Origin of the sequence: Peptacetobacter sp. AB800 (assembly GCF_047807365.1) — a bacterium.
In the GTDB taxonomy this organism is placed as follows: domain Bacteria; phylum Bacillota; class Clostridia; order Peptostreptococcales; family Peptostreptococcaceae; genus Peptacetobacter.
This window is the reverse complement of sequence record NZ_JBLOUI010000099.1, coordinates 1-509: the sequence shown is the minus strand read 5'-3', so window position 1 is coordinate 509 and position 509 is coordinate 1. Positions and strand designations below refer to the sequence as shown.

Below are 509 nucleotides of genomic sequence, written 5' to 3'. Positions count from 1 at the left end.
TGGAGCTGGTGATAGGACTCGAACCTACAACCTGCTGATTACAAGTCAGCTGCTCTACCAATTGAGCCACACCAGCATATTGGCGGGAATAACAGGACTCGAACCTGTGACCCAATGATTAACAGTCATTTGCTCTACCAACTGAGCCATATTCCCACATTTTTTAATATTTATTTTTATAAAGTGGCGACTCGGATGGGGTTCGAACCCACGACCTCCAGCGTGACAGGCTGGCATTCTAACCAACTGAACTACCGAGCCACTTTATTTGGTGGGGTTAACAGGGCTCGAACCTGTGACCCCCTGCTTGTAAGGCAGATGCTCTCCCAGCTGAGCTATAACCCCATTTTGGAGCGGGTGAAGGGGATCGAACCCTCACAGCTGGCTTGGAAGGCCAGAACTCTACCATTGAGCTACACCCGCATATTGAGTTGGTGACCCGTAGGAGAATCGAACTCCTGTTACCACCGTGAAAGGGTGGTGTCTTAACCGCTTGACCAACGGGCCAT

Annotated in this window: 6 tRNA genes; all 6 read right to left on the bottom strand. The window is 50.3% G+C overall.

The window, feature by feature from the left end:
* The 6 genes from ACK2WN_RS12260 to ACK2WN_RS12235 all read right to left on the bottom strand — a co-directional run bounded on the left by ACK2WN_RS12260 (position 1) and on the right by ACK2WN_RS12235 (position 507).
* Positions 1–76, bottom strand: a tRNA-Thr gene (locus ACK2WN_RS12260).
* 4 nt (positions 77–80) lie between these two features.
* Positions 81–156 (bottom strand) — tRNA-Asn (locus ACK2WN_RS12255).
* 28 nt (positions 157–184) lie between these two features.
* Positions 185–261, bottom strand: a tRNA-Asp gene (locus ACK2WN_RS12250).
* 8 nt (positions 262–269) lie between these two features.
* A tRNA-Val gene (locus ACK2WN_RS12245) sits at positions 270–345 on the bottom strand.
* Positions 346–349: 4 nt separating this feature from the next.
* Positions 350–423: transfer RNA gene (locus ACK2WN_RS12240), tRNA-Gly, on the bottom strand.
* Between the two features lie 9 nt (positions 424–432).
* Positions 433–507, bottom strand: a tRNA-Glu gene (locus ACK2WN_RS12235).
* Positions 508–509: the final 2 nt, after the last annotated feature.